Annotated in this window: 2 protein-coding genes and 1 pseudogene; 1 reads left to right on the forward strand and 2 read right to left on the reverse strand. The window is 67.9% G+C overall.

Annotated elements, in window-relative coordinates; genetic code table 11:
• Positions 1-185 (reverse strand): annotated as a pseudogene (locus GVY41_RS20020) (dihydroxy-acid dehydratase); the annotation flags it as partial.
• A gap of 151 nt (positions 186-336) precedes the next feature.
• Between GVY41_RS20020 and GVY41_RS20025 the strand changes: the two are divergent.
• On the forward strand, positions 337-1,050 hold the full coding sequence (locus GVY41_RS20025; protein WP_161348726.1) for a GntR family transcriptional regulator: 714 nt from the start codon (positions 337-339) through the stop codon (positions 1,048-1,050).
• 59 nt (positions 1,051-1,109) lie between these two features.
• Here the strand turns inward: GVY41_RS20025 and GVY41_RS20030 are convergent.
• A partial coding sequence (locus tag GVY41_RS20030) for a 2-hydroxyacid dehydrogenase (protein ID WP_161348727.1) occupies positions 1,110-1,829 on the reverse strand: 720 nt, incomplete at its 5' end.

The raw sequence follows: 1,829 nt of genomic DNA on the forward strand, positions 1-1,829 counted from the left end.
AAGTGCATGTGGCAGGGCTGCGCCTCGGACCAGGTGTTGATCACCGCGATGATCGGCTTGCCTTCCCAGTCTTCCGGCCCATAGCCCATCTGCATGGTCCGCGACCGGTGCCCGAACGAGCGCAGGTCATCGGGCGCCATCCAGCGGGCAGAGCGCAGGTCTGCATAGGTTTTCCTGATGGTCATGCGGCCCTCCCGGCAAGTCTGCTGCGGAATCGGCGCGGCCGCTTCCACATTGATACTAATATTTCAGTGTATCAGGTATATCAACTGCCATATTTGTCATATTGTGTCGCCAGGGCCGCCGACCTAGGGTCCGCAAAAAGAGGAAACCGCCATGAACAGCTCGCTCGCCGCCACATTCGGTCTGGCCGATACCGGCCATGCGCTGCAGGGCGGCGGCACCGTGCAGCGCGTCTATGACAGCCTGCGCCAGCGCATCATCACCCTGGAGCTGCCGCCCGATGCCACCCTGTCGCGCACCGACCTGACCGGCACCTACGATGTCAGCCAGACCCCGATCCGCGAGGCGATGCAGCGGCTCAAGCAGGACGGGCTGGTCAGGATCTATCCGCAGTCCAAGACCGTCGTCACCCGCATCGACGTGCCGCAGATCTACGAGGCGCATTTCCTGCGCGTGGCGCTGGAAACCGAGGTGGTGCGCCGCCTGGCCGAGGGCTGCGAGGCCTCGACCATCACCCGCGCCCGCTCGATCATCCGCATGCAAGAGGCGGTGGCGGACGACCCCGGCCAGCTGGCGATCTTCCAGGAGCTGGACGAGCTGTTCCACCAGACCCTCTTCGCCGGGCTCGGCCGCACCGGCCTGCACCAGCTGGTGCGCGAGCGCTCGGGGCATCTCGAACGGGTGCGGCGGCTGCATCTGCCCGAGGCGGGCAAGATCCTGACCATTCTCGAAGGCCACCGCGCCATCATCGACGCCATCGCGGCGCAGGACCAGGGGGCCGCCATCGCCGCGATCCGCGACCACCTGAGCCGTACCGTCTCGCGCGTCGAAGACCTGCGGCGGGAATATCCGGGCTACTTCGCCTGAGCCGGGCGCGGCGTTGCGGCCGCGCCTCTAGCCTCAGTTCACCGCCTCAGTTCACCGCCTCAGTTCACTGGCGTCAGCAGCGCACGCCCGGCAAAATGCGCCGCCAGATTGTCCACCACCAGCTGCGCCATCTTGTCCCGCGTCTCCTCGGTGCCGCTGGCGTGGTGAGGATACAGCACGACATTGTCCAGATCGCGGAACGCGGTATCCGGGAACGGCTCGTTCTCGAACACGTCGAGCCCGGCCGTTCCCAGCCGCCCGTCCCTCAGCGCCGCGATCAGCGCCGGTTCATCCACCACCGAGCCGCGGGCGATGTTGATGAAGCTGCCCTCTGGCCCCAAAGCCTCCAGCGCCGCCGCCGACACGATGGCCCGCGTCCCTGCCCCGCCCGAGGTCGCGGCGATCAGGATGTCGGACCACTCCGCCAGCGCGACCACATCGGCGAAATAGCGATAGCCGATCCCCGGCTTCTCGCTGCGCCCGAAATAGCCGACCACCAGCCCAAGCGCCTCGCAGCGGCGCGCAATCGCACTGCCGATCCGCCCCAGCCCGACGATGCCGACATGCTTGCCCGCCGTGCTGCGCGTCAGCGGCAGCGGCCCGGAGCGCCCCCACTCGCCGCTGCGCACATGGGCATCGCCCGCCACCAGCCGCCGCCGCGCCGCCAGCAGCAACATCAGCGCCGTATCGGCCACGTCATCGGTCAGCACATCAGGCGTGTTCGTCAGCCGAACCCCGGCACGCGTCAGCGCGGGGACGTCGATCGTGTCGTAGCCGAC

It is taken from the genome of Frigidibacter albus (genome assembly GCF_009908165.1).
GTDB classification, from domain to species: domain Bacteria; phylum Pseudomonadota; class Alphaproteobacteria; order Rhodobacterales; family Rhodobacteraceae; genus Frigidibacter; species Frigidibacter albus.

Excerpts from the sequence above, each read along its gene's own strand:
- GVY41_RS20025 (WP_161348726.1), top strand. The coding sequence starts at position 337 with ATGAACAGCTCGCTCGCCGCCACATTCGGTCTGGCCGATACCGGCCAT.